Source organism: Zobellia alginiliquefaciens, from assembly GCF_029323795.1.
Lineage (GTDB): Bacteria > Bacteroidota > Bacteroidia > Flavobacteriales > Flavobacteriaceae > Zobellia > Zobellia alginiliquefaciens.
In genome coordinates this window covers 3,271,974-3,291,222 of the sequence record NZ_CP119758.1, presented here as the reverse complement: position 1 = coordinate 3,291,222, position 19,249 = coordinate 3,271,974, and the positions used below count along the sequence as shown (strand labels likewise).

The following is a 19,249-nucleotide window of genomic DNA, read 5'->3' as shown; positions in this document are numbered from 1 at the left end:
ACCAAATTGTTATGGTTGCTGATACTATTTAAGCTCAACTTCCGCTCCTGCTTCTTCCAAAGATTTTTTGATTGCTTCAGCTTCGTCTTTAGAAACACCTTCTTTAACTGCTTTTGGCGCGCTATCAACAATGTCCTTAGCATCTTTCAATCCAAGACCTGTTAATTCTTTTACCAATTTAACTACAGCTAGTTTAGAACCACCTGCTGCTGTTAATACTACGTCAAATTCAGACTTTTCTTCAGCGGCTTCACCAGCTTCACCAGCACCACCAGCGGCAACAGCTACTGCAGCAGCTGCAGGCTCGATACCATACTCATCTTTTAATATATCTGCTAACTCGTTTACCTCTTTTACGGTTAAGTTAACCAATTGTTCTGCGAAATCTTTTAAATCTGCCATTTTTACTATCGTTTAATAAATTTTTAAAATATACTTAGTTTAGTGCGTACTTATCTTTCTGATAATGTCTTAAGGATACCTGCCAGTTTACCACCGCCAGATTTAAGTCCAGAAATAACATTCTTAGCAGGAGATTGTAATAACCCAATAACCTCACCAATCATTTCTTCTTTAGACTTGATGCTTACAAGCGCATCCAAATTCTCATCACCAACATATACTGATTCTTCTACATAGGCTCCTTTCAACAGAGGCTTATCAGACTTTTTTCTAAAGTTCTTTATAAGCTTTGCAGGAACATTACCTACTTCCGAAAACATCAATGAAGTATTGCCCTTAAGCACTTCAGGAAGTTCTCCGAATTCTTTATCAGAAGCTTCCATTGCTTTTGCAAGCAATGTATTTTTGACTACCGCCAGTTTAACATTAGCCTTAAAACATGCTCTTCTCAAATCTGAGGTCTGCACTGCGTTCAAGCCTGAAATATCTGCTAAATAAATAGTAGCGTTTTCACCCAACTGTGAAGTCAAATCCTGTATTACGATTGCTTTTTCTTCTCTTGTCATACTGTAAATTTTGAACTACCCAGTTCGATTAAACTGTTTTTGGATCCAATTGAACACTAGGACTCATAGTGCTAGACATGAAAATACTTTTCATATACACACCCTTTGCAGCAGCAGGCTTCATTTTCACTAGAGTGTCCAACAACTCTCTAGCATTTTCCTCCAATTTCTCAGCAGAGAAAGAAGCTTTCCCCACAGCAGCATGAACGATTCCCGTCTTATCTACCTTAAAGTCGATTTTACCAGCTTTTACATCAGTCACCGCTTTAGCGACATCCATAGTAACTGTTCCTGTTTTTGGATTAGGCATAAGACCTCTTGGTCCTAAAACTCGGCCCAAAGGCCCTAATTTACCCATTACGCTTGGCATAGTGATGATAACATCAACATCTGTCCAACCGCCTTTAATTTTATCCAAATACTCATCCAATCCTACAAAATCAGCACCGGCCTCAGTAGCCTCTGCTTCTTTATCTGGTGTTACCAAGGCCAAAACCTTAACATCTTTACCTGTACCATGAGGAAGCGTTACAACCCCACGTACCATTTGGTTTGCTTTTCTTGGATCTACACCCAAACGCACCGCCAAATCTACAGATGCATCAAATTTTGCATTGGTAATCTCTTTTACCAAAGCAGCACCTTCGCCAACAGAATAAAGTTTATCTTTATCTATCTTAGCGTGCGCGTCTTTTTGTTTCTTAGTTAATTTTGCCATTTCAAATTGCTTTTAAGATTTTAGAAAGGTCGCTTACCCGCAACTTTAAGACCCATAGACCTTGCCGTACCAGCAATCATGCTCATCGCAGATTCTACTGTAAACGCATTAAGGTCTACCATTTTGTCCTCGGCAATTGTTTTAACTTGATCCCAAGTAACATTACCAGATTTTACACGGTTAGGCTCGCCTGATCCTTTTTTAATCTTAGCCGCTTCCAATAGCTGAACTGCCGCTGGTGGTGTCTTAACGATAAAGTCAAATGACTTATCCTTATATACGGTGATAACAACAGGTAAAACCTTACCTTGTTTGTCCTGCGTACGAGCATTGAACTGCTTACAGAACTCCATGATGTTAACACCGGCAGCACCTAAGGCGGGTCCAACCGGTGGCGACGGATTCGCTGCACCTCCCCTAACTTGTAGTTTAACTACTTTACCTATTTCTTTTGCCATTGTTTAAAATTAAATTTCAGCTGTATCAATTTGGAAGCAACACAACTTTAAATATGTAACACTTAACTTATACTTTCTCTACTTGCATATAACTAAGTTCCAATGGTGTTTTTCTTCCGAAAATCTTAACCATCACCTCTAGCTTACGCTTCTCTTCGTTGATTTTCTCAACCGTACCATTAAAACCATTAAACGGACCATCAATAACCTTAACCGTTTCACCATGAGTGAAAGGAATTGCTACAGCATCCGTATTAACAGCCAACTCATCTACCTTACCTAACATTCTATTCACTTCGGTCTTTCTCAACGGAACAGGATCCCCTCCTTTTGTCTCGCCTAAAAAACCGATTACATTCGTAATTGAACGTATTATGTGAATCATTTCACCGCCAAGGTTGGCTTTTATCATTATATAACCAGGAAAATAAACCCTTTCCTTGTTAATTTTTTTTCCGTTACGAATCTGAATCACTTTTTCCGTAGGAACCAAAACATCTTCTAAATAATCAGAAAAACCATGGCGCTCTACTTCACTTTCAATATAGCCTTTGATTTTATTCTCTTGCCCACTGACAGCTCTCACTACATACCATTTCTTTTCCAATACTTCTGACATAGCGATAAACTAGTTTAAGATGTTATCGAAATACAACCGAACCAATTTGCTGAATGCACTGTCCACACCCCAAGTCGCCAAAGCGAACAATATAGAAAACACCGCAACCACAACCATAAGATTAGATGATTCGGCCCTTGTAGGCAAAGTAACATTGTTACGAAGCTCTTCTATAGATTCTTTTATATACGTTAACATAATGATTCTTACTTAAATTCGCACGGGAGGAGAGACTCGAACTCCCGACACCTGGTTTTGGAGACCAGTGCTCTACCAACTGAGCTACACCCGTTTATAATTGCATTTAAAGGTGCCCTACTAAAGCAGAACACCCTTAATTACATTATTTCCTATATAATAAATTAATCTATAATCTTAGTAACCTGACCGGCACCAACAGTTCTACCACCTTCACGGATAGCAAAACGTAGACCTATACTTAATGCGATAGGCTGAATAAGATCAACTGTAATAGTAAGGTTATCACCTGGCATTACCATCTCAACTCCAGAAGGAAGAGAAATGTTACCAGTTACATCTGTAGTTCTAACGTAGAACTGAGGACGATAGTTATTATGGAATGGCGTGTGACGACCACCTTCTTCTTTCTTAAGAACGTAAACCTCAGCTTCAAATTTAGCGTGTGGAGTTACAGAACCTGGCTTACAGATTACCATACCTCTGCTGATTTGTGCTTTTTCAATACCTCTCAACAAGATACCAACGTTATCACCAGCTTCACCTCTATCCAAAATCTTACGGAACATTTCAACACCAGTAATAGTAGAAGTCAATTTCTCAGCTCCCATACCGATAATCTCAACAGGATCACCCGTGTTAGCAACACCAGTTTCAATACGACCAGTTGCAACAGTACCACGACCAGTAATAGTAAACACATCTTCAACAGGCATTAAGAAATCCTTCTCAACATCCCTCTTAGGAAGCTCGATCCAATCATCAACAGCAGCCATCAACTCCATTACAGTGTCAACCCATTTTTGCTCACCGTTCAAGGCACCAAGTGCAGAACCAGAAATTACAGGTCCGTTATCACCATCATACTCATAGAAAGAAAGCAATTCTCTTACTTCCATCTCAACAAGCTCTAAAAGCTCCTCATCATCAACCATGTCAACTTTGTTCAAGAAAACAACGATTCTTGGAATACCAACCTGACGACCTAAAAGGATGTGCTCACGAGTTTGTGGCATAGGACCATCAGTAGCAGCAACAACAAGAATAGCACCGTCCATCTGAGCAGCACCAGTAACCATGTTCTTTACGTAATCCGCGTGACCAGGACAGTCAACGTGAGCGTAGTGACGATTAGCTGTTTGATACTCAACGTGAGAAGTGTTAATAGTAATACCTCTCTCTTTTTCCTCAGGAGCGTTGTCAATAGAGTCAAAGCTTCTAAGCTCAGACAAACCTGCGTTCGCCAATACCGTAGTAATAGCAGCAGTCAATGTTGTTTTACCGTGATCTACGTGTCCAATAGTACCTATATTCAAGTGCGGTTTGGAACGATCAAAAGTTTCCTTTGCCATTTTTAATGAATTTTAATCTTAGTTATATATTAGTGTACAAATAATGCCTTAATTGAGCCAACGACGGGAATTGAACCCGTGACCTCTTCCTTACCAAGGAAACGCTCTACCCCTGAGCTACGTCGGCTTATTAGGTTCAAGGTTCAAGGTTCAACGTTGCAGATTCAAAACCACACACATTACCTTGGCTTATTAGAGCGGGAGACCGGGTTCGAACCGGCGACATTCAGCTTGGAAGGCTGACGCTCTACCAACTGAGCTACTCCCGCAATTATAAAAATTCAACATTTCAACACCCAAAAAAAATTGGGCTTTTAAAAAAAGTGGGGAGAGCAGGATTCGAACCTGCGAAGACGTAGTCAGCAGATTTACAGTCTGCCCTCGTTGGCCGCTTGAGTATCTCCCCAAACCAATTTTTTAAAGAACTTTTAGAGCCGATGGAGGGACTCGAACCCACGACCTGCTGATTACAAATCAGCTGCTCTAGCCAGCTGAGCTACATCGGCTTTTCTACATCGTTTCCGGCATAAAAAAGTCCGCTATTTCTAACGGACTGCAAATGTATACGTTTTTTTGTTTATTCAAAACAAAATTTGAAAAAAATTTATCATGCTTGAACACGAGATTTTTCCTTGTGTTTTATTAGCTTCCTTTCCAGAGAGTTACAAGCAGAGTCAACTGCCTCCTCAAATTTCTTACATTGCTTTTTTACCATGAATTTATCTCCAGGTATGTTCAATTTGATTTCTACTATTTTATTTTCCTTTGAACTCGTATTCTCGACTTTTAAATAAACGTCTGCGCTAATTACCTTATCATAGAAGGTTTCAAGCTTATCTAATCTGCTCTGTAAAAAGTCTATAAGCGATCTATCCGCATTAAAATTGACTGATTGCGCATTTACTTTCATAGGTTATAGTTTTTTATGTTAAACAATGTAATCTAAAATTGCCAGCTACTTTTTACCCCTAGGGTGTGCACTGGCATGTACCTTTTTTAATTCTGCTATACTATTGTGTGTATATACTTGTGTGGATGCCAAGCTCGCATGACCCAGCAATTCTTTTACAGAATTCATATCCGCCCCTTTATTCAACAGATGGGTCGCAAAAGTATGTCTTAAGATATGGGGACTCTTTTTAACCTTAGACGACACCTCACTAAAATACTTATTTATTAATCGATAAACAAGGTTTTCATACAGTTTATTGCCTGATTTCAATAAAAAGACATGGGTTTTATCCGTTATCTCCAATAGCGCTTCTCTTTCCTTCAGATATGCTCTCAAAAGGATTTCAACAGAAGGCAATAAGGGCACCACACGTTCTTTATTACGCTTTCCCAAAACCTTCAAAAGATGTTGCGAGAAATCAACATCTATCATCTTTAAATTTATAAGTTCCGCTCTACGCATACCTGTAGTATAAAACAACTCAATAATGAGCCTGTCCCTAACCCCTTCAAAATCATCTCCGAAGTTAATTTGAGAAAGCACTTCCTCCATTTCCGCTTCCGAAAAAGGAACTTCGATTTTTTTTGATGTTTTCAGGGCTTTATGTTTCGCTAAAGGATTCACCTTTATAGCTCCAATATTTTGAAGAAATCTATAATACGCCTTTAACGAGGCCATCTTTCTATTAACCGATCGGTTGGACACCCCGGAATCTACCAAGCTCACGATCCAACTCCTAACAAAGCTGTACGCCACAGCATCAATATTCTTACAATCATAATTCTGGTCACAAAACTCACCAAACGCCTCTAAATCTCTTTTATATGCGGTTACCGTATGGGCAGAATAATTCTTTTCCAAAGCCAGATACGATATAAAGGAATCCAATGACATAATACGAAGTTAACAAATTGACAGCAACAGCAGTTTTAACAACGCTAGGAGAAAAGAGAGATTGTAATAAGAGGTAGAAATATTTAAACAAAAAAAATCCCATCATAATGATGGGATTTTTCTATTTGTACACTAAACAAAGTCTATTAGATATTAAATTTCTTCTTTATCTCTTAAACCTTGAATGTATTCTGCTTTCTGTATCTGCGCTCTGCGCTCAACGGAAGGTTTTGTGAATTGTTGACGCTTACGCAATCTGCGCATCGTACCCGTTTTATCGAATTTACGCTTGAAACGTTTCAAAGCCCGATCGATGTTTTCTCCTTCTTTTACTGGTATAATTAACATTGGCTACAACCTCCTTTCTTTATGATTAAGGCGGCAAATATATAAACTAATTTACAATTGAGCACTACGTATCTCTAAATATACTTCAAAACAATACATTAAAAACACCGCAGCCCCTTAGTATATAGACCTCCTACCCTTTTGGCATTCTGTATTCTTTTTTATCAATAACGATTTTTGCAATGATTTCTTTTAGTATTTCTGAAGTTCCTCCACCTATTGGACCCAAACGACTATCCCTGAACATACGTGCCATAGGGTAATCCTCTATATACCCGTACCCACCCAAGAATTGCAAACAATCGTAAGCTACTTTATCTGCCATTTCAGTAGACTTCAATTTTGAAATAGTAGCTTCCCGAACAACATATTCGCCTTTATCCATCTTATAAACTACCCCATAATTATATTGCTTGCATATTTCCATATCTGCATGAAGATCAACAAACTTATGGCGCAGGGCCTGGTATTGATTTATAGACTTACCGAAAGTTTCCCGCTCGGACATATATTGCAATGCATATTCTAAAGCATATTCCGCCCTAGCATGGGCATTTATTCCCATAACCAAACGCTCCAAAGCAAAAGCTTCCATTATAAAGGAAAAGCCTTTTCCCTCATCCCCCATTAAATTACTAACAGGAACCTTAACATTATCAAAAGCAAGTTCTGCCGTATCCGATGCCCTCCAACCTAACTTATTTAACTTACTTGCAGAGACACCTTCACTTTTTAAATCCACTATAATGATACTTATACCTTTGTTCCCTGCGGATGGATCCGTCTTTGCAGCCAGAATACAATAGTCTCCGTACACACCATTTGTAATAAATGTTTTGGATCCATTAATTATATAATTGTCGCCTTCTTTTACAGCTGTTGTCCTCATACCGGCGACATCACTACCACCAAATGGCTCCGTAACACCTAAACACCCTATTTTCTCTCCATTTACACTAGGCATCAAATACGCCTTTTTCTGCTCATCATTTGCATTCTTGTTCAAATGCGTCATTGCCAAATATGCATGCGCCCACATTGCCGCGGCAAAACCACCCGAATTCACTCTTTGAAGCTCCTCCAGAAATATCACGGTATAAAAAAGGTCCAACCCCAATCCCCCATACTTTTCGGAGGTAGCAAGGCCAAAATAACCCATTTCACCAAATTTCTCCCAAATGAAAGGCTCAATTGTTCCTGACGCTTCCCATTTATCAATATGAGGTACTACTTCTTTCTTTAAAAAATCCCGGAGACTCTCTCTGAATAATTGATGTTCTTCCGTAAAGTACATGCTTTGCATTGCCAATAAATTTATAAGGCCAAATATAACTTAATTCTATCAATCTTCTCTACTGGAAAATTCTCTATTTTTAATAATTCGTTAAAAGAAAGTATAGTTCCGTTATCATTCCTGTAATTTACTATGCTTTTAGAGACCTGTTTTTGAAGATATACTAATTTTGACAGTTTTTCGGCCGATGCTGTATTTATGTTAATTTTTTCAACAACAGGCTTTTTAAGCACCTGAAACCTCTTTAATGTCCGCTCTACAACTTCCGGCTCCAGCCCATACACATCATACAATTGTTCGTTTACCAAAAATCCGCCTAACCTATCTCTAAATTTTACAATTCTAGCCGATAGCTTTTCACCAATACCATTGATTTCGCGCAGCTCTTCAATAGTTGCCTGATTTATATCAGTAACCATCTGCTTCACTTCACTCTGATTACTGGAGCTGCCTTGATCTTTAGTATGGTATGTTTTATATGACGAAGTGGACTTTTCCCTACCCTGCGTCCATTCTGGAAATTTAAAATAGGGCGAAATTAACTGAAGTAACGAATCTGAAATCTTGGTAACTTTTTGAAAGTCCTCAGCACTATTGGCAAACTTCCCCTCTTTTCTAAAATTATGCAGTCTATCTATCTCTTCTAGGGACATCCCCAAAGTATACCCCTTATAGTCCGTTATATAATTGGGATTAAAGGGATAAATTTTAATAGCGTCTTTCTCTAGAGCTTTATCCTTAAGACTATCTATTTGAAGCTGAAGTTGTTTATCCTCAAGAAAATCAACATTCCCATCAGAAGAATTTGATGAGCTTAGGATGAAATAGGCTACCTGAAGCGCAACTATAATAAAGAGCAAATAAAAAACCCCACTCCGTTCTTGCTTATTGAACCTGAAGTGGGATTTAAAGTTTTTCATCCGCGAATAACTAGGTAAACTATTCCTTAGCGGTTATTTGTTTTTTAAAAAGCTCATTAGCTTTTAGTTTTCTCCAGTACGTTGTTAAATCACTTTTAACTTCACCAGACATTATATAAAGACCTATGATATTTGGAAAGGACATGGCCAAAATCATCATATCAGAGAAATCAAGTACGGCACCTAAACTTACGGAAGCACCTATTACAACAAATACCAAGAAAAGCATTTTATAAATCATCTCTGATTTTTTACTCTTACCAAAAAGGTAAGTCCAAGCACGCATACCGTAGTAAGACCATGAAATCATTGTAGAGAAGGCAAAAAGAAATACTGCTAAAGCCAATACATAAGGGAACCATGAAATCTGGCTACCAAAAGCATCAGACGTTAGCTGTGCTCCTGCCATACCTTCAACCTCATGCATACCTGTAAAAATAAGTACAAGCGCTGTAAGGGTACAAACCACTACGGTATCTAGAAACGGTTCAAGAAGAGCTACAAAACCTTCAGATGGTGGGTGATTGGTTTTTGCGGTACTATGTGCAATGGCCGCAGAACCAACACCCGCTTCATTAGAGAAAGCAGCTCGTTGAAATCCAATAACCAAAACCCCTATTACACCACCTTTTAAAGCAGATGGACTAAATGCACCATCAAATATTGCCGTAAATGCAGGTCCAATATTCTGAATGTTCATTATAATTACGGCCAAAGCCGCAATAATATATATGGAAGCCATAATTGGCACCACCCTACCGGTAACCTTAGCTATGCTATTGATACCGCCAATAATTACAACCCCTACAAGAATAGCCGTAACTACACCAAACCAAAAGCCGTGACCGACCAATGCCGGGAACTGACCCGCTAATTGCTCAAAAGATTGGTTGGCTTGAAACATATTACCACCACCAAAAGAAGCTCCAATGGCCAAAACGGCAAATAAACCAGCTAAGACCTTACCGAAACCTTTCATGTTACGCTTTTCCAGTCCGTATCTTAAATAGTTCATTGGACCTCCAAAAACTCTTCCATCAGGTAATATATCTCTATATTTTACACCCAACGTACATTCTACAAACTTGGAAGACATTCCTAACAAACCACAGACAATCATCCAAAAAGTAGCTCCTGCACCACCTAATGATACCGCTACGGCAACACCGGCAATATTCCCCAAACCAACAGTTCCTGAAACTGCTGTGGCCAACGCTTGAAAATGGGTAACCTGACCAGGCGCATCCGGATCATCATATTTACCTTTAGCAAGGTCTATGGAATGCCTGAAACCTTTAATGTTAATAAAGCCCATTCTAATCGTAAAGAACGTAGCTCCTAAAACCAACCAAATAACAATAAAAGAAATACCATTAGTAATAGGGTCTCCATTAGGATGCGTCATTACCAAAGGCTCATCGTACTTTATTTCTGCTAAGTAATGCGCCCCTTGCTCAATAACATGTTTTGCATTTTCAGAGTTATAGATAACCTTCCCTTCGGACACTAAATATTTCAATTCGCCTGTAGCCGTAGCAGAAACGGTCAAGTCCTCATCATCATTGCTAGATATGACAGCAATATCTTCTCCCTTTTTTACTTTAGCTCCCTCAGGCTTCAGCCATTTTTTGAGTACAAATTTATTTTGAATATCATTTGTCCAGCCCGGCGTACCTATCAATTTAACATCAGCATACACAACAGGATCATAAATACCTATTGCCGCAAACGGATCCCAGAAAAGTATAGAGCCTAATGCACTTACCGCAGGAGTCATTGTACCATTAAAGACCTCAGCAATTGCATTGGTCTCTACTTCAAATACTTTTGTTTCGGAATTACCGGCTGAATCCGTTACCAAGACATCATAAGGGACTCCTTCTACCAAACCACTAGCCCTTGAAGATGACAAAGCCGTTTCTTGATTACTCCATTTATAAGTATATGGAGGTGTTCCCCCTGTCACGTCTACCTCTACTACACCATCATTAATTTGTGAAGATGGATTGTAAACTTTTCCTTTTACAATAAGTTCTTGAGAAAAGGCTGCTACACCAAGTAGCAGGAAAAACAATAAGGTAAATTTCTTCATATGTATTTTTGTGGGTTCAGTGTTACGTTAAGGTTTTTAACACAATTTCGGCAATATCTTAAAAAATAGTAACACAATCAAATAATAATGTTCAATTAACGTAGGTTACGACTAACCTATGGAGAACATTTCATTCAATTTTCGTATTTGTTCGGGCCTACCTAAAACAATTACCTTGCTTTTAGGCTGCAATTGTAAATCTGCTTCAGGGTTAATAATATAGTTTCCGTCAGGTTCAATGTAACCGATTATAGTACAACCGGTTCGCTTACGTAAATCTAAATCGCGTAAGGAGTTACATTCCACCTGACCTTTAAAATCCTCAATAGCTACTTCCTCTAGATTTGTGGTATGTTCCCCTTCCACACCCAACTTATCCATAAAAGTAATAAGATCTGGCATCACAATTAATGAAGCCATATGGTCTCCGCCAATTTTATCCGGCATAATTACTTTATTCGCTCCAGCTAAAAGCAACTTTTTCTGTGAGGTTACCAGAGACGCCCTAGTGACTATGAACAAACTTTTATTCAATTGTCTTGCGGACAGCACCACAAACAAGTTAGCCGCATCATCTGGAAGTGCAGTTATTAAATGTTGAGCACGGTCAAGTCCGGCCGCAAGTAGAGTTTCATCTTCATTGGCATCACCTTCTACAAATAAAAGTTCCTCATCATATTTATCGATCACCTCTTTATCCCTCTCTATGACAACAAAAGGTTTTTTATAGGCCTTTAAACGTTCAACGGCCTGCATACCGTTTCTACCAAATCCACAGACAATAACATGACCGGAAAGATTATCGATTTTATTTTTCACTTTTTTCTTTTTTAATTCTTGTAGTGAATTTCTACTTAAAATATATTCTGTAATGACCGAGATAGAAAATGCTAAAATAAAAACACTGAGTATGATAAGTATTACAGTAAATATTTTCTCTTGGGTATCCATAGGCCCCACTTCCGAAAAACCTACTGTGGTCACGGTAATAATGGTCATATAAAGCGCATCTACCCAAGTAAGATCAGATAAAAAACGATACCCCAAAACACCGATCAACAATACGCTAAGCATTAAAGTTAGTGCTATGTATATTCTAGATTGAAAGAAATGTGTCAATTTCATAGATCAAAAACAGAAGTACGTTTGGTATATACCAAGTCTTTAATACCTAACCAAAAAGCTAAAAATAAATAGAGCGCAAAACCAAAACCTAAAGTAACAAATGTGAGATAAATAAAAGACGTACGTACAACCCTAGCCCGTATACCCAGCCTTTCAGCTATTCTACGACACACCTCAAAACCTCGTTTCTGAAAATAATACAGTAATTTATAGAAGATGTTCATAGGGGTATTAGAAACTAATTAAATCGTTTTTTTAAAATCTTCAATATCAAATTTAACCATTTCAACGTAATAAATTAGTACCTACGGCACATTGTAGGCATTTGTTTTGAGTGCAATACCCATTATACAATTGCAACAACGCCTGACTTTCTTGCGCATTGCCAACGGAAAGGCCATGAGTTTTAAAATTACGGACAACCGTATTTTCTTCTTTCTTAATATTTGATATAATATTGATTATACTTTCATTAACCTCTTTACCTTGATATTTAGCGTAGCAAAATTGAAGTGGCAGGATTGCATTTATTATTAGTAAATCTATAAATTTTGGAGTTAGCTTTTTTATACTCTTTTTCGATTCTTTACCAAAAGTATAATGATTGTTCCAATACGGGCTGGCCGAAACCGCAAATAGCAGGTACATCTCCTCTAAGCTAGATGCTGAAATTACTTTTTGAAACAATGAGGAATGCGAACCATACAAATTGGCCAGCTGCGATAAACGTATCGTAGGAAAATTAGGAGGCCTAAGTTTAAAAAATTGCGGCTTTAATACACCTTCATCCTTTAAATTATATTTCTTTTTCTGATACCTATATTCTTTCTTCAACTGAAGATAATGCTCGTCCAACACCTGATCGTCTTCCAATAGGTGGGTCATACCAAACAACAGACTCTCCATCTGAAAAACATTCCCCTGTTGCTTTCTAAAAACCGAAAATTCAAGAGCAGCCCCCAAACTTTGAAAACATGCACCATTTATTTTGAGTCCAAAAGCCTTTAATAGCAAGGTAAAAAGCACCTGCTCCCAATTATTATTAGATTTTTCAAGAAGCTCCAGTACAAATTCAGCTTTGGCTTCTAATCTTTCAAAATATAACCGTTCCAGCCAATTCTTAACCAAAAATTCTTCAACCTCTTTAAGGTCCTTTTCGCAATTAATAAAACGAATGTCCTTCTTATCGAACAACTTTTGATACGATTGCAGCAATTGCAAAGGAATATATTTACGTAACTCCAAGGTAGGTATTTCACTATTGTCATTTCTAAAAACCTCACCATCATCCTCCCAAACCACATGTAATATTACATTGTTATAGTTATCATCTTCCTCGTGGTGATGTGCATACCAATCCGAAGATTTTAAGTGCATCTCTACATTACCCGCCCAGACCTGACCATCAATATCTATTTTAGCATTAAAAAAATCAGGTCCCGCCAAATGATTATGCGTACCAAAATCCAAAAGAAACAAACGCTCTCCACGGGTAGTTGCCAAGTCCGTTACTTGTAATTTTTTGTACTTCCAAATAAAGTGAAGAAGGTCTTCCCGCATGGCAAATGGTTTATTTAGGAATGTACAATTTAGATACAAAATTTGTAAAAACTAAAAAAGTCCTCAAAAGACACTTTATGCAAGTATCAATTGAGGACTCATTTTACGAGTTATAGAGACCTATATATTTAGGACACGTTAAAAAGCTATTACTCGCCTTCTACCGCACCGTCCCAATTCATAAAGCCACCTTCTAGGTTATAGGCATTTTCAATTCCCACGCTATTCATAATCGCGCAAGCCTGCCCGCTCCTATTTCCACTGCGGCAGTAGACATAGTAATTCTTACTTTTATCAAGCTTTTCGACTTCGTTTAAAAAATCTTGTCCAAGATAAAAATCTATATTAGTAGAATTTGGAATATACCCTTCCTCTACTTCTTCCGGGGTTCTAACATCTAGAATAAATGCGTTATCGTCTTTTTCCAGTTGCTCTTCCCAATCTTCTTGTGATAAATTCATAACGTTCTTTTTTATCGCTAAAGCGAATATCAATTAAAATTCAAAATTACGGATTTTACAGCAAATGCTTCTCCCAAACATTTAACAAAAAATTAAAGTGTAAACACATTTCCATATCAAACATTCAACATACATTTGTATATACAATAGTTGTAGTAACATGAATGTTGAAGATGTTTTAAAGATTGAAAAAGAACTCCCCTTAAAAAGCCGAACGCTGATTCACTTTTTACTGGTTGGCAATCTTATAAATGAAGCATTAACGGCGGCATTAAAACCGTACGGAGTATCATTGCAGCAGTTTAATGTTTTACGTATCCTAAGGGGGCAGAATGATAAGCCCGCAAGTTTAGCTACGCTAAACGAACGTATGGTAACCAAAATGAGTAATACCACTCGGTTGGTAGACAAGTTAATATTAAAAGGGTTTGCAAAAAGACAAGTTTGCCCATCCAACCGAAGAAAGGTTGAAATACGTATAACAAAGGAAGGCCTTAACATCCTAAAAAAAATGGATATTGCAATGTCTGAAGCAGAAGACAAGATTCTTCAAAATCTATCGGACAAAGAAATGAAACAACTGAACATATTGTTCAATAAATTTGAATAGAAACACTATTATCAATTAATTTTAAACATCAATTATGAAAAAAGGAGTATTAAGTTTGGCGCTTGCCATGGTATTTGGCGTAGCAACAGCAACTGAACCAGTAGCTGAAGAAAAAAAAGAAGTAAAGACCGAAGCAAGTACAATTACTTGGAAGGCGTACAAGGTAACCGGATCACATTACGGAAATGTGGACTTAAAATCCGGTACATTAATTTTTGACGGCGATAAATTGACCGGCGGAGAATTTGAAGCTGACATGACTACTTTAGTGGCTACAGATTTAGAAGGGGAATCAAAAGGAAAATTAGAAGGCCATTTAAAATCTGACGATTTCTTTGGTACCGAAAAGCACACTGCCGCTAAATTGGTTTTCACCAAAGTTGAGCCTACAGGAAAAAATTCTTACGAAGTAACAGGAGACCTTACTATTAAAGGTGTTACTAAACCTGTAACTTTTGATGTATCTGTGTATGGTAGCAAAGCAACTGCTACCGTAAAAGTAGACAGAACTGCTTATGACATTAAATATGGTTCCGGTAGTTTCTTTGACAACTTAGGCGATAAAGCCATTTATGACGAGTTTGACCTAGTGGTCGACCTAGAATTCTAAATTGGTACAACTGTAAAATTTAAGCCCTGCATTTCACACGATTGCAGGGTTTTGTTTTTTTCAAACAAATGGGTTTGTGGTTTTAAAAATGATTTCTATATTTGAGCCAATGAACAGAAATAACACAAATACTTGGTGGTGGAACAACTCTCGACAGATATCGTGAGCTAAGCATCATTGTAGTAAAACTATATAAAGGCTTGTCATCACGACAAGCCTTTTGCATTTGAATACTATCAACATGAAGTACAAATTAAAATCATTCCACAAAAAAATCCTGGCCGATACCATTACGCCGGTAAGCGTTTATCTAAAAATTAGAGACCGCTTCCCTAATAGTATCTTGCTTGAAAGTAGCGACTATCACGCTAACGACAATAGTTTTTCGTATATCTGCTGCAACCCTATTGCATCAATAAAAATAGAGAACGAAACGATTATTGAGCGTTTTCCTGACCAAACTTCACAAGAAACGGAAATAAACGAAGGTACAGACGTTGTAAATGTCCTGCACGAGTTCAGCAAAAAATTTGAAGCCGACGAAAGCGATTTTAAATTCATTAACAATGGTATTTTTGGTTATATGGCCTATGATGCCGTGCGCTACTATGAAGATGTAGAAATCACCAAAAAGGACAATTCTATTTCCATTCCCGATATTTACTATGCGGTCTACCAAAACATCATTGCAATAGACCATCATAAGAACGAGGCTTATATTTTCGCACATTGTTTTAATACTGATGAAAACACCTCTGAAATAGCACATATTCTAAACGTACGCACTTTTGCTTCCTATAATTTCTCTTTGGATGGAGACGCTACTTCCAATCTGGAAGATGAAGAGTATAGAGAACACGTTCGGTTAGCTAAAAAACACTGTCAACGTGGTGATGTTTTTCAACTGGTTTTATCTCGTAGATTTTCTCAAGGATTCAAAGGGGATGAATTTAACGTGTACCGAGCACTTCGCTCCATCAATCCATCGCCTTACTTGTTTTATTTTGACTACGGCGATTTCAAGATTTTTGGAAGTTCTCCTGAAGCGCAACTTATTGTAAAGGAAGGCAAAGCAGAAATTCACCCTATCGCCGGAACCTTTAAACGTACCGGAAACGATGAACAAGATGCCATTCTTGCCAAACAACTTAAAGAAGACGACAAGGAAAATAGCGAACATGTAATGTTGGTAGATTTGGCTCGTAACGATTTAAGCCGAAACGGTAGTTTGGTAGAGGTAACCAATTATAGAGAAGTACAGTTCTTTTCCCACGTTATTCATCTGGTATCAAAAGTTGTAGGGCAAAAGAAAAAAGATACGCCTACCATGAAAGTGGTTGCGGACACCTTTCCAGCAGGAACGTTAAGCGGCGCACCAAAACATATGGCCATGCAGCTTATTGAGAAGTATGAAAAAACCAGTAGAGGATACTATGGTGGCGCCATCGGCTTTATGGATTTTGATGGTAATTTCAACCATGCCATTATGATCCGTACGTTCTTGAGCAAAAACCACCAGTTAAATTACCAAGCGGGCGCAGGTCTTGTTGCCGCATCAAACCCCGAAGACGAATTGCAAGAAACCTATAACAAATTGGGCGCACTGACCAAAGCATTGAAAATTGCTGAAACCATATAACCATGAAGAAGATTTTAGTAATAGACAACTACGATAGTTTTACATACAACTTGGTTCATTATTTAGAGGATTTAGATTGTCAGGTTATAGTAAAACGTAACGACCAATTGACTTTGGAAGAAGTTGATGCTTTTGATAAAATAGTGCTTTCACCTGGACCAGGAATTCCGGACGAAGCAGGACTTTTAAAGGAAATTATTGCCAAATATGCACCTACCAAGAGTATTTTTGGGGTGTGCTTGGGCCAACAGGCCATAGGTGAAGTTTTTGGTGGTTCAATAATTAATTTAGACGAAGTATACCACGGTATCGCTACTGAAATAACCATTACCAAAGACGACCCTAATTTTGAAGGCCTTCCCAAAAAGATAAATGTGGGACGCTACCATTCATGGGTAGTGGACCCAAATTTACCGGAAAGCCTAGAAGCTACCTCAGTTGATGAAAACGGTCAGGTTATGTCACTTCGCCACAAGGTCTATGACGTTTCCGCAGTACAGTTCCACCCTGAATCGGTTTTGACTCCTGAAGGCAAAAGCATTCTTTCTAACTGGTTGAAAAATTAAATTTAGAAGTCTAAAAAAATATATCAAACCGTTTCCATAGTAGTAAGAACAGTACCATGAAAGAAATATTAAATAAACTCATCAATCACGATATTCTTGAAAAAGAGGAAGCAAAGCAAGTGTTGGTGAATATTGCAAAAGGAGATTACAATACAAGTCAGATTGCGGCATTCCTAACCGTTTATATGATGCGTAGTATTGCTATTGAAGAGCTGGAAGGTTTCAGAGATGCCCTTTTAGAATTGTGTTTGGCCGTAGACCTTTCCGACTACAACCCAATTGATTTATGTGGAACCGGTGGTGACGGAAAAGACACTTTTAACATCTCTACCTTGGCTTCATTTGTTACCGCAGGTGCGGGAGTGCACGTAACCAAACATGGTAATTATGGTGTCTCCTCCAAATGCGGAAGTAGTAATGTAATGGAATTTCTGGGGATTAAGTTCAGTAACGAAGCTGACTTCCTAAAGAAATCTATTGATGAAGCTGGAATTTGTGTTTTACACGCTCCTTTATTTCACCCAGCCATGAAAAATGTTGGCCCTATTCGGAGGGAATTAGCGGTAAAGACGTTTTTCAACATGCTTGGACCAATGGTTAATCCGGCTTTTCCGAAGAACCAAATGGTAGGTGTTTTTAATTTGGAACTTGCTAGAATGTACGGGTACCTATATCAAAATACCGATAAAAAATTTACTGTTCTTCATGCTTTAGATGGTTATGATGAAATATCATTGACCGGAAATACAAAAACCATTTCCAACAATTCAGAAAGCATGTTGAAACCTGAAGATTTTGGGGTTCAAAAAATACAGCAGTCTCAGATTGTAGGTGGCGACTCCATTGAAGATTCGGCACAAATATTTGTAAACGTGTTGCAAGGCCGCGGTACGGAAGCACAAAACAATGTAGTCTGTGCCAATGCGGGTATTGCCATTGCAACGGTTAAAAACTTGACTCCCTTGCAAGGTTTTGAAAAAGCCAAAGAATCACTTTTAGCCGGAAAAGGTCTAGATGCCTTAAGGAAGTTGCAGGAGTTGAGTAAAAATTAAATCAGTATTCAAGAGCGAATCATTAGCATGAACATTCTAGATAAAATAGTAGCCGACAAACGCAAGGAAGTAGACCTTAAAAGCTCGCTTATTCCCGTTTCACAATTAGAGAAATCGGTTTTGTTCTCACGAAAAACAGTGTCTTTGAGCAATGCACTTCGTAATAGCAATAGCGGTATTATTGCGGAACACAAACGTCGGTCTCCGTCAAAATCGGAAATCAATCAAGGGCTGAACGTTCAAGATGTAGCTACCGGATATGAAAATGCAGGGGTCTGCGGCATGTCCGTTCTAACGGATGGGAAATATTTTGGAGGTTCATTAGATGACATGATATTGGCTCGAGCAGCCGTACAGATGCCATTATTGCGCAAAGAGTTCATTATAGATGAATATCAAATTTTAGAAGCTAAAGCCCATGGAGCGGATGTCATTCTATTAATTGCAGCTATTTTATCCAAAGAAGAAATAAAAACACTTTCGGAGCTCGCCAAGAGTCTTGACCTAGATGTTCTTCTTGAGGTTCACAACGAAGCTGAGCTACATAAAAGCATTATGCCCAGCCTAGACATGTTAGGTGTCAATAACAGAAATCTAAAGACCTTTGAGGTGAGCTTGGAAACCAGCAAATCGCTTTCAAAGATAATTCCAGATGAATTTGTAAAGGTCTCAGAAAGTGGAATCAGTTCCATAGAGGCCATTAAGGATTTAAAACCTTATGGCTACCAGGGATTCTTAATTGGTGAGAATTTTATGAAAACCGATAATCCCGGTGAGAATGCTAAAGAATTTATAAACCAACTGTCTTAATGA

23 protein-coding genes and 5 tRNA genes are annotated in these 19,249 nt (G+C 38.2%); 6 read left to right on the top strand and 22 right to left on the bottom strand.

Annotated features, from left to right (window positions below; all coding sequences use genetic code 11):
- Positions 1-24: 24 nt before the first annotated feature.
- The 22 genes from rplL to P0077_RS13735 all read right to left on the bottom strand — a co-directional run bounded on the left by rplL (position 25) and on the right by P0077_RS13735 (position 13,959).
- Positions 25-402, bottom strand: coding sequence for a 50S ribosomal protein L7/L12 (rplL, locus tag P0077_RS13840; RefSeq protein WP_276165807.1), 378 nt, complete (start codon positions 400-402; stop codon positions 25-27).
- Positions 403-452: 50 nt separating this feature from the next.
- Positions 453-968: a 50S ribosomal protein L10 gene (gene rplJ, locus P0077_RS13835; RefSeq protein ID WP_276165806.1), complete on the bottom strand. Its 516-nt coding sequence runs from the start codon at positions 966-968 to the stop codon at positions 453-455.
- 28 nt (positions 969-996) lie between these two features.
- On the bottom strand, positions 997-1,686 hold the full coding sequence (gene rplA, locus P0077_RS13830) for a 50S ribosomal protein L1 (protein ID WP_276165805.1): 690 nt from the start codon (positions 1,684-1,686) through the stop codon (positions 997-999).
- Between the two features lie 20 nt (positions 1,687-1,706).
- Complete coding sequence (gene rplK / locus P0077_RS13825; protein ID WP_276165804.1) at positions 1,707-2,144, bottom strand: 50S ribosomal protein L11; 438 nt, start codon at positions 2,142-2,144, stop codon at positions 1,707-1,709.
- Positions 2,145-2,211: 67 nt separating this feature from the next.
- A complete protein-coding gene (gene nusG, locus P0077_RS13820; RefSeq protein WP_276165803.1) occupies positions 2,212-2,763 on the bottom strand; it encodes a transcription termination/antitermination protein NusG in 552 nt (183 codons plus the stop codon).
- Between the two features lie 9 nt (positions 2,764-2,772).
- Positions 2,773-2,961: a preprotein translocase subunit SecE gene (gene secE / locus P0077_RS13815; protein ID WP_276165802.1), complete on the bottom strand. Its 189-nt coding sequence runs from the start codon at positions 2,959-2,961 to the stop codon at positions 2,773-2,775.
- A gap of 21 nt (positions 2,962-2,982) precedes the next feature.
- A tRNA-Trp gene (locus P0077_RS13810) sits at positions 2,983-3,055 on the bottom strand.
- Positions 3,056-3,125: 70 nt separating this feature from the next.
- The gene (gene tuf / locus P0077_RS13805) at positions 3,126-4,313 is read right to left on the bottom strand and encodes an elongation factor Tu (RefSeq protein ID WP_276165801.1); all 1,188 of its coding nucleotides are present in this window, start codon (positions 4,311-4,313) and stop codon (positions 3,126-3,128) included.
- Between the two features lie 55 nt (positions 4,314-4,368).
- Positions 4,369-4,440 (bottom strand) — tRNA-Thr (locus P0077_RS13800).
- Between the two features lie 69 nt (positions 4,441-4,509).
- Positions 4,510-4,582, bottom strand: a tRNA-Gly gene (locus tag P0077_RS13795).
- A gap of 55 nt (positions 4,583-4,637) precedes the next feature.
- A tRNA-Tyr gene (locus P0077_RS13790) sits at positions 4,638-4,719 on the bottom strand.
- A 26-nt stretch (positions 4,720-4,745) separates the two neighbouring features.
- Positions 4,746-4,819, bottom strand: a tRNA-Thr gene (locus P0077_RS13785).
- A gap of 101 nt (positions 4,820-4,920) precedes the next feature.
- Positions 4,921-5,223, bottom strand: coding sequence for a ribosome hibernation-promoting factor, HPF/YfiA family (gene hpf / locus P0077_RS13780; protein WP_194526326.1), 303 nt, complete (start codon positions 5,221-5,223; stop codon positions 4,921-4,923).
- 45 nt (positions 5,224-5,268) lie between these two features.
- Positions 5,269-6,159 (bottom strand): tyrosine-type recombinase/integrase, encoded by an 891-nt coding sequence (locus P0077_RS13775; protein ID WP_276165800.1) that lies wholly within the window; start codon positions 6,157-6,159, stop codon positions 5,269-5,271.
- Between the two features lie 153 nt (positions 6,160-6,312).
- Positions 6,313-6,507, bottom strand: coding sequence for a 30S ribosomal protein S21 (gene rpsU / locus P0077_RS13770; protein ID WP_038234876.1), 195 nt, complete (start codon positions 6,505-6,507; stop codon positions 6,313-6,315).
- Positions 6,508-6,640: 133 nt separating this feature from the next.
- A complete protein-coding gene (locus P0077_RS13765; RefSeq protein WP_276165799.1) occupies positions 6,641-7,810 on the bottom strand; it encodes an acyl-CoA dehydrogenase family protein in 1,170 nt (389 codons plus the stop codon).
- 11 nt (positions 7,811-7,821) lie between these two features.
- Complete coding sequence (locus P0077_RS13760) at positions 7,822-8,721, bottom strand: ComEA family DNA-binding protein (protein WP_276165798.1); 900 nt, start codon at positions 8,719-8,721, stop codon at positions 7,822-7,824.
- 19 nt (positions 8,722-8,740) lie between these two features.
- Positions 8,741-10,813 (bottom strand): amino acid carrier protein, encoded by a 2,073-nt coding sequence (locus P0077_RS13755; RefSeq protein WP_276165797.1) that lies wholly within the window; start codon positions 10,811-10,813, stop codon positions 8,741-8,743.
- Positions 10,814-10,924: 111 nt separating this feature from the next.
- Complete coding sequence (locus P0077_RS13750; protein ID WP_276165796.1) at positions 10,925-11,938, bottom strand: potassium channel family protein; 1,014 nt, start codon at positions 11,936-11,938, stop codon at positions 10,925-10,927.
- On the bottom strand, positions 11,935-12,162 hold the full coding sequence (locus tag P0077_RS13745; protein ID WP_226968015.1) for a PspC domain-containing protein: 228 nt from the start codon (positions 12,160-12,162) through the stop codon (positions 11,935-11,937). The genes P0077_RS13750 and P0077_RS13745 overlap by 4 nt, the downstream gene beginning before the upstream one ends.
- Positions 12,163-12,223: 61 nt before the next feature.
- On the bottom strand, positions 12,224-13,498 hold the full coding sequence (locus P0077_RS13740) for a DUF2851 family protein (protein ID WP_276165795.1): 1,275 nt from the start codon (positions 13,496-13,498) through the stop codon (positions 12,224-12,226).
- 149 nt (positions 13,499-13,647) lie between these two features.
- Positions 13,648-13,959, bottom strand: a complete 312-nt coding sequence (locus P0077_RS13735; protein WP_276165794.1) for a rhodanese-like domain-containing protein — start codon at positions 13,957-13,959, stop codon at positions 13,648-13,650.
- Positions 13,960-14,119: 160 nt separating this feature from the next.
- Here P0077_RS13735 and P0077_RS13730 point away from each other — a divergent pair, with 160 nt between their 5' ends.
- The 6 genes from P0077_RS13730 to trpC all read left to right on the top strand — a co-directional run bounded on the left by P0077_RS13730 (position 14,120) and on the right by trpC (position 19,246).
- Positions 14,120-14,569 (top strand): MarR family winged helix-turn-helix transcriptional regulator, encoded by a 450-nt coding sequence (locus P0077_RS13730; protein WP_276165793.1) that lies wholly within the window; start codon positions 14,120-14,122, stop codon positions 14,567-14,569.
- Positions 14,570-14,603: 34 nt separating this feature from the next.
- The gene (locus tag P0077_RS13725) at positions 14,604-15,179 is read left to right on the top strand and encodes a YceI family protein (protein WP_276165792.1); all 576 of its coding nucleotides are present in this window, start codon (positions 14,604-14,606) and stop codon (positions 15,177-15,179) included.
- A gap of 241 nt (positions 15,180-15,420) precedes the next feature.
- Positions 15,421-16,818 carry an anthranilate synthase component I family protein gene (locus P0077_RS13720; protein WP_276165791.1) on the top strand — a complete coding sequence of 466 codons (1,398 nt, stop codon included), beginning with the start codon at positions 15,421-15,423 and terminating at the stop codon, positions 16,816-16,818.
- Between the two features lie 2 nt (positions 16,819-16,820).
- Positions 16,821-17,384 (top strand): anthranilate synthase component II, encoded by a 564-nt coding sequence (locus P0077_RS13715; RefSeq protein ID WP_194526316.1) that lies wholly within the window; start codon positions 16,821-16,823, stop codon positions 17,382-17,384.
- A 56-nt stretch (positions 17,385-17,440) separates the two neighbouring features.
- Entirely contained in the window at positions 17,441-18,436 is a 996-nt protein-coding gene (gene trpD / locus P0077_RS13710) for an anthranilate phosphoribosyltransferase (RefSeq protein WP_276165790.1), read from the top strand.
- A 27-nt stretch (positions 18,437-18,463) separates the two neighbouring features.
- Entirely contained in the window at positions 18,464-19,246 is a 783-nt protein-coding gene (trpC, locus tag P0077_RS13705) for an indole-3-glycerol phosphate synthase TrpC (protein WP_276165789.1), read from the top strand.
- Positions 19,247-19,249: the final 3 nt, after the last annotated feature.

Coding starts and splice junctions, on each gene's coding strand:
- P0077_RS13730 (WP_276165793.1), top strand. CDS start 14,120: ATGAATGTTGAAGATGTTTTAAAGATTGAAAAAGAACTCCCCTTAAAA.
- P0077_RS13725 (WP_276165792.1), top strand. CDS start 14,604: ATGAAAAAAGGAGTATTAAGTTTGGCGCTTGCCATGGTATTTGGCGTA.
- P0077_RS13740 (WP_276165795.1), bottom strand. CDS start 13,498: ATGCGGGAAGACCTTCTTCACTTTATTTGGAAGTACAAAAAATTACAA.
- rpsU (WP_038234876.1), bottom strand. CDS start 6,507: ATGTTAATTATACCAGTAAAAGAAGGAGAAAACATCGATCGGGCTTTG.
- hpf (WP_194526326.1), bottom strand. CDS start 5,223: ATGAAAGTAAATGCGCAATCAGTCAATTTTAATGCGGATAGATCGCTT.
- rplL (WP_276165807.1), bottom strand. CDS start 402: ATGGCAGATTTAAAAGATTTCGCAGAACAATTGGTTAACTTAACCGTA.
- P0077_RS13735 (WP_276165794.1), bottom strand. CDS start 13,959: ATGAATTTATCACAAGAAGATTGGGAAGAGCAACTGGAAAAAGACGAT.
- trpC (WP_276165789.1), top strand. CDS start 18,464: ATGAACATTCTAGATAAAATAGTAGCCGACAAACGCAAGGAAGTAGAC.
- tuf (WP_276165801.1), bottom strand. CDS start 4,313: ATGGCAAAGGAAACTTTTGATCGTTCCAAACCGCACTTGAATATAGGT.
- P0077_RS13750 (WP_276165796.1), bottom strand. CDS start 11,938: ATGAAATTGACACATTTCTTTCAATCTAGAATATACATAGCACTAACT.
- nusG (WP_276165803.1), bottom strand. CDS start 2,763: ATGTCAGAAGTATTGGAAAAGAAATGGTATGTAGTGAGAGCTGTCAGT.
- rplA (WP_276165805.1), bottom strand. CDS start 1,686: ATGGCAAAATTAACTAAGAAACAAAAAGACGCGCACGCTAAGATAGAT.
- P0077_RS13715 (WP_194526316.1), top strand. CDS start 16,821: ATGAAGAAGATTTTAGTAATAGACAACTACGATAGTTTTACATACAAC.
- P0077_RS13745 (WP_226968015.1), bottom strand. CDS start 12,162: ATGAACATCTTCTATAAATTACTGTATTATTTTCAGAAACGAGGTTTT.
- P0077_RS13765 (WP_276165799.1), bottom strand. CDS start 7,810: ATGCAAAGCATGTACTTTACGGAAGAACATCAATTATTCAGAGAGAGT.
- P0077_RS13760 (WP_276165798.1), bottom strand. CDS start 8,721: ATGAAAAACTTTAAATCCCACTTCAGGTTCAATAAGCAAGAACGGAGT.
- rplJ (WP_276165806.1), bottom strand. CDS start 968: ATGACAAGAGAAGAAAAAGCAATCGTAATACAGGATTTGACTTCACAG.
- P0077_RS13720 (WP_276165791.1), top strand. CDS start 15,421: ATGAAGTACAAATTAAAATCATTCCACAAAAAAATCCTGGCCGATACC.
- secE (WP_276165802.1), bottom strand. CDS start 2,961: ATGTTAACGTATATAAAAGAATCTATAGAAGAGCTTCGTAACAATGTT.
- P0077_RS13755 (WP_276165797.1), bottom strand. CDS start 10,813: ATGAAGAAATTTACCTTATTGTTTTTCCTGCTACTTGGTGTAGCAGCC.
- trpD (WP_276165790.1), top strand. CDS start 17,441: ATGAAAGAAATATTAAATAAACTCATCAATCACGATATTCTTGAAAAA.
- rplK (WP_276165804.1), bottom strand. CDS start 2,144: ATGGCAAAAGAAATAGGTAAAGTAGTTAAACTACAAGTTAGGGGAGGT.
- P0077_RS13775 (WP_276165800.1), bottom strand. CDS start 6,159: ATGTCATTGGATTCCTTTATATCGTATCTGGCTTTGGAAAAGAATTAT.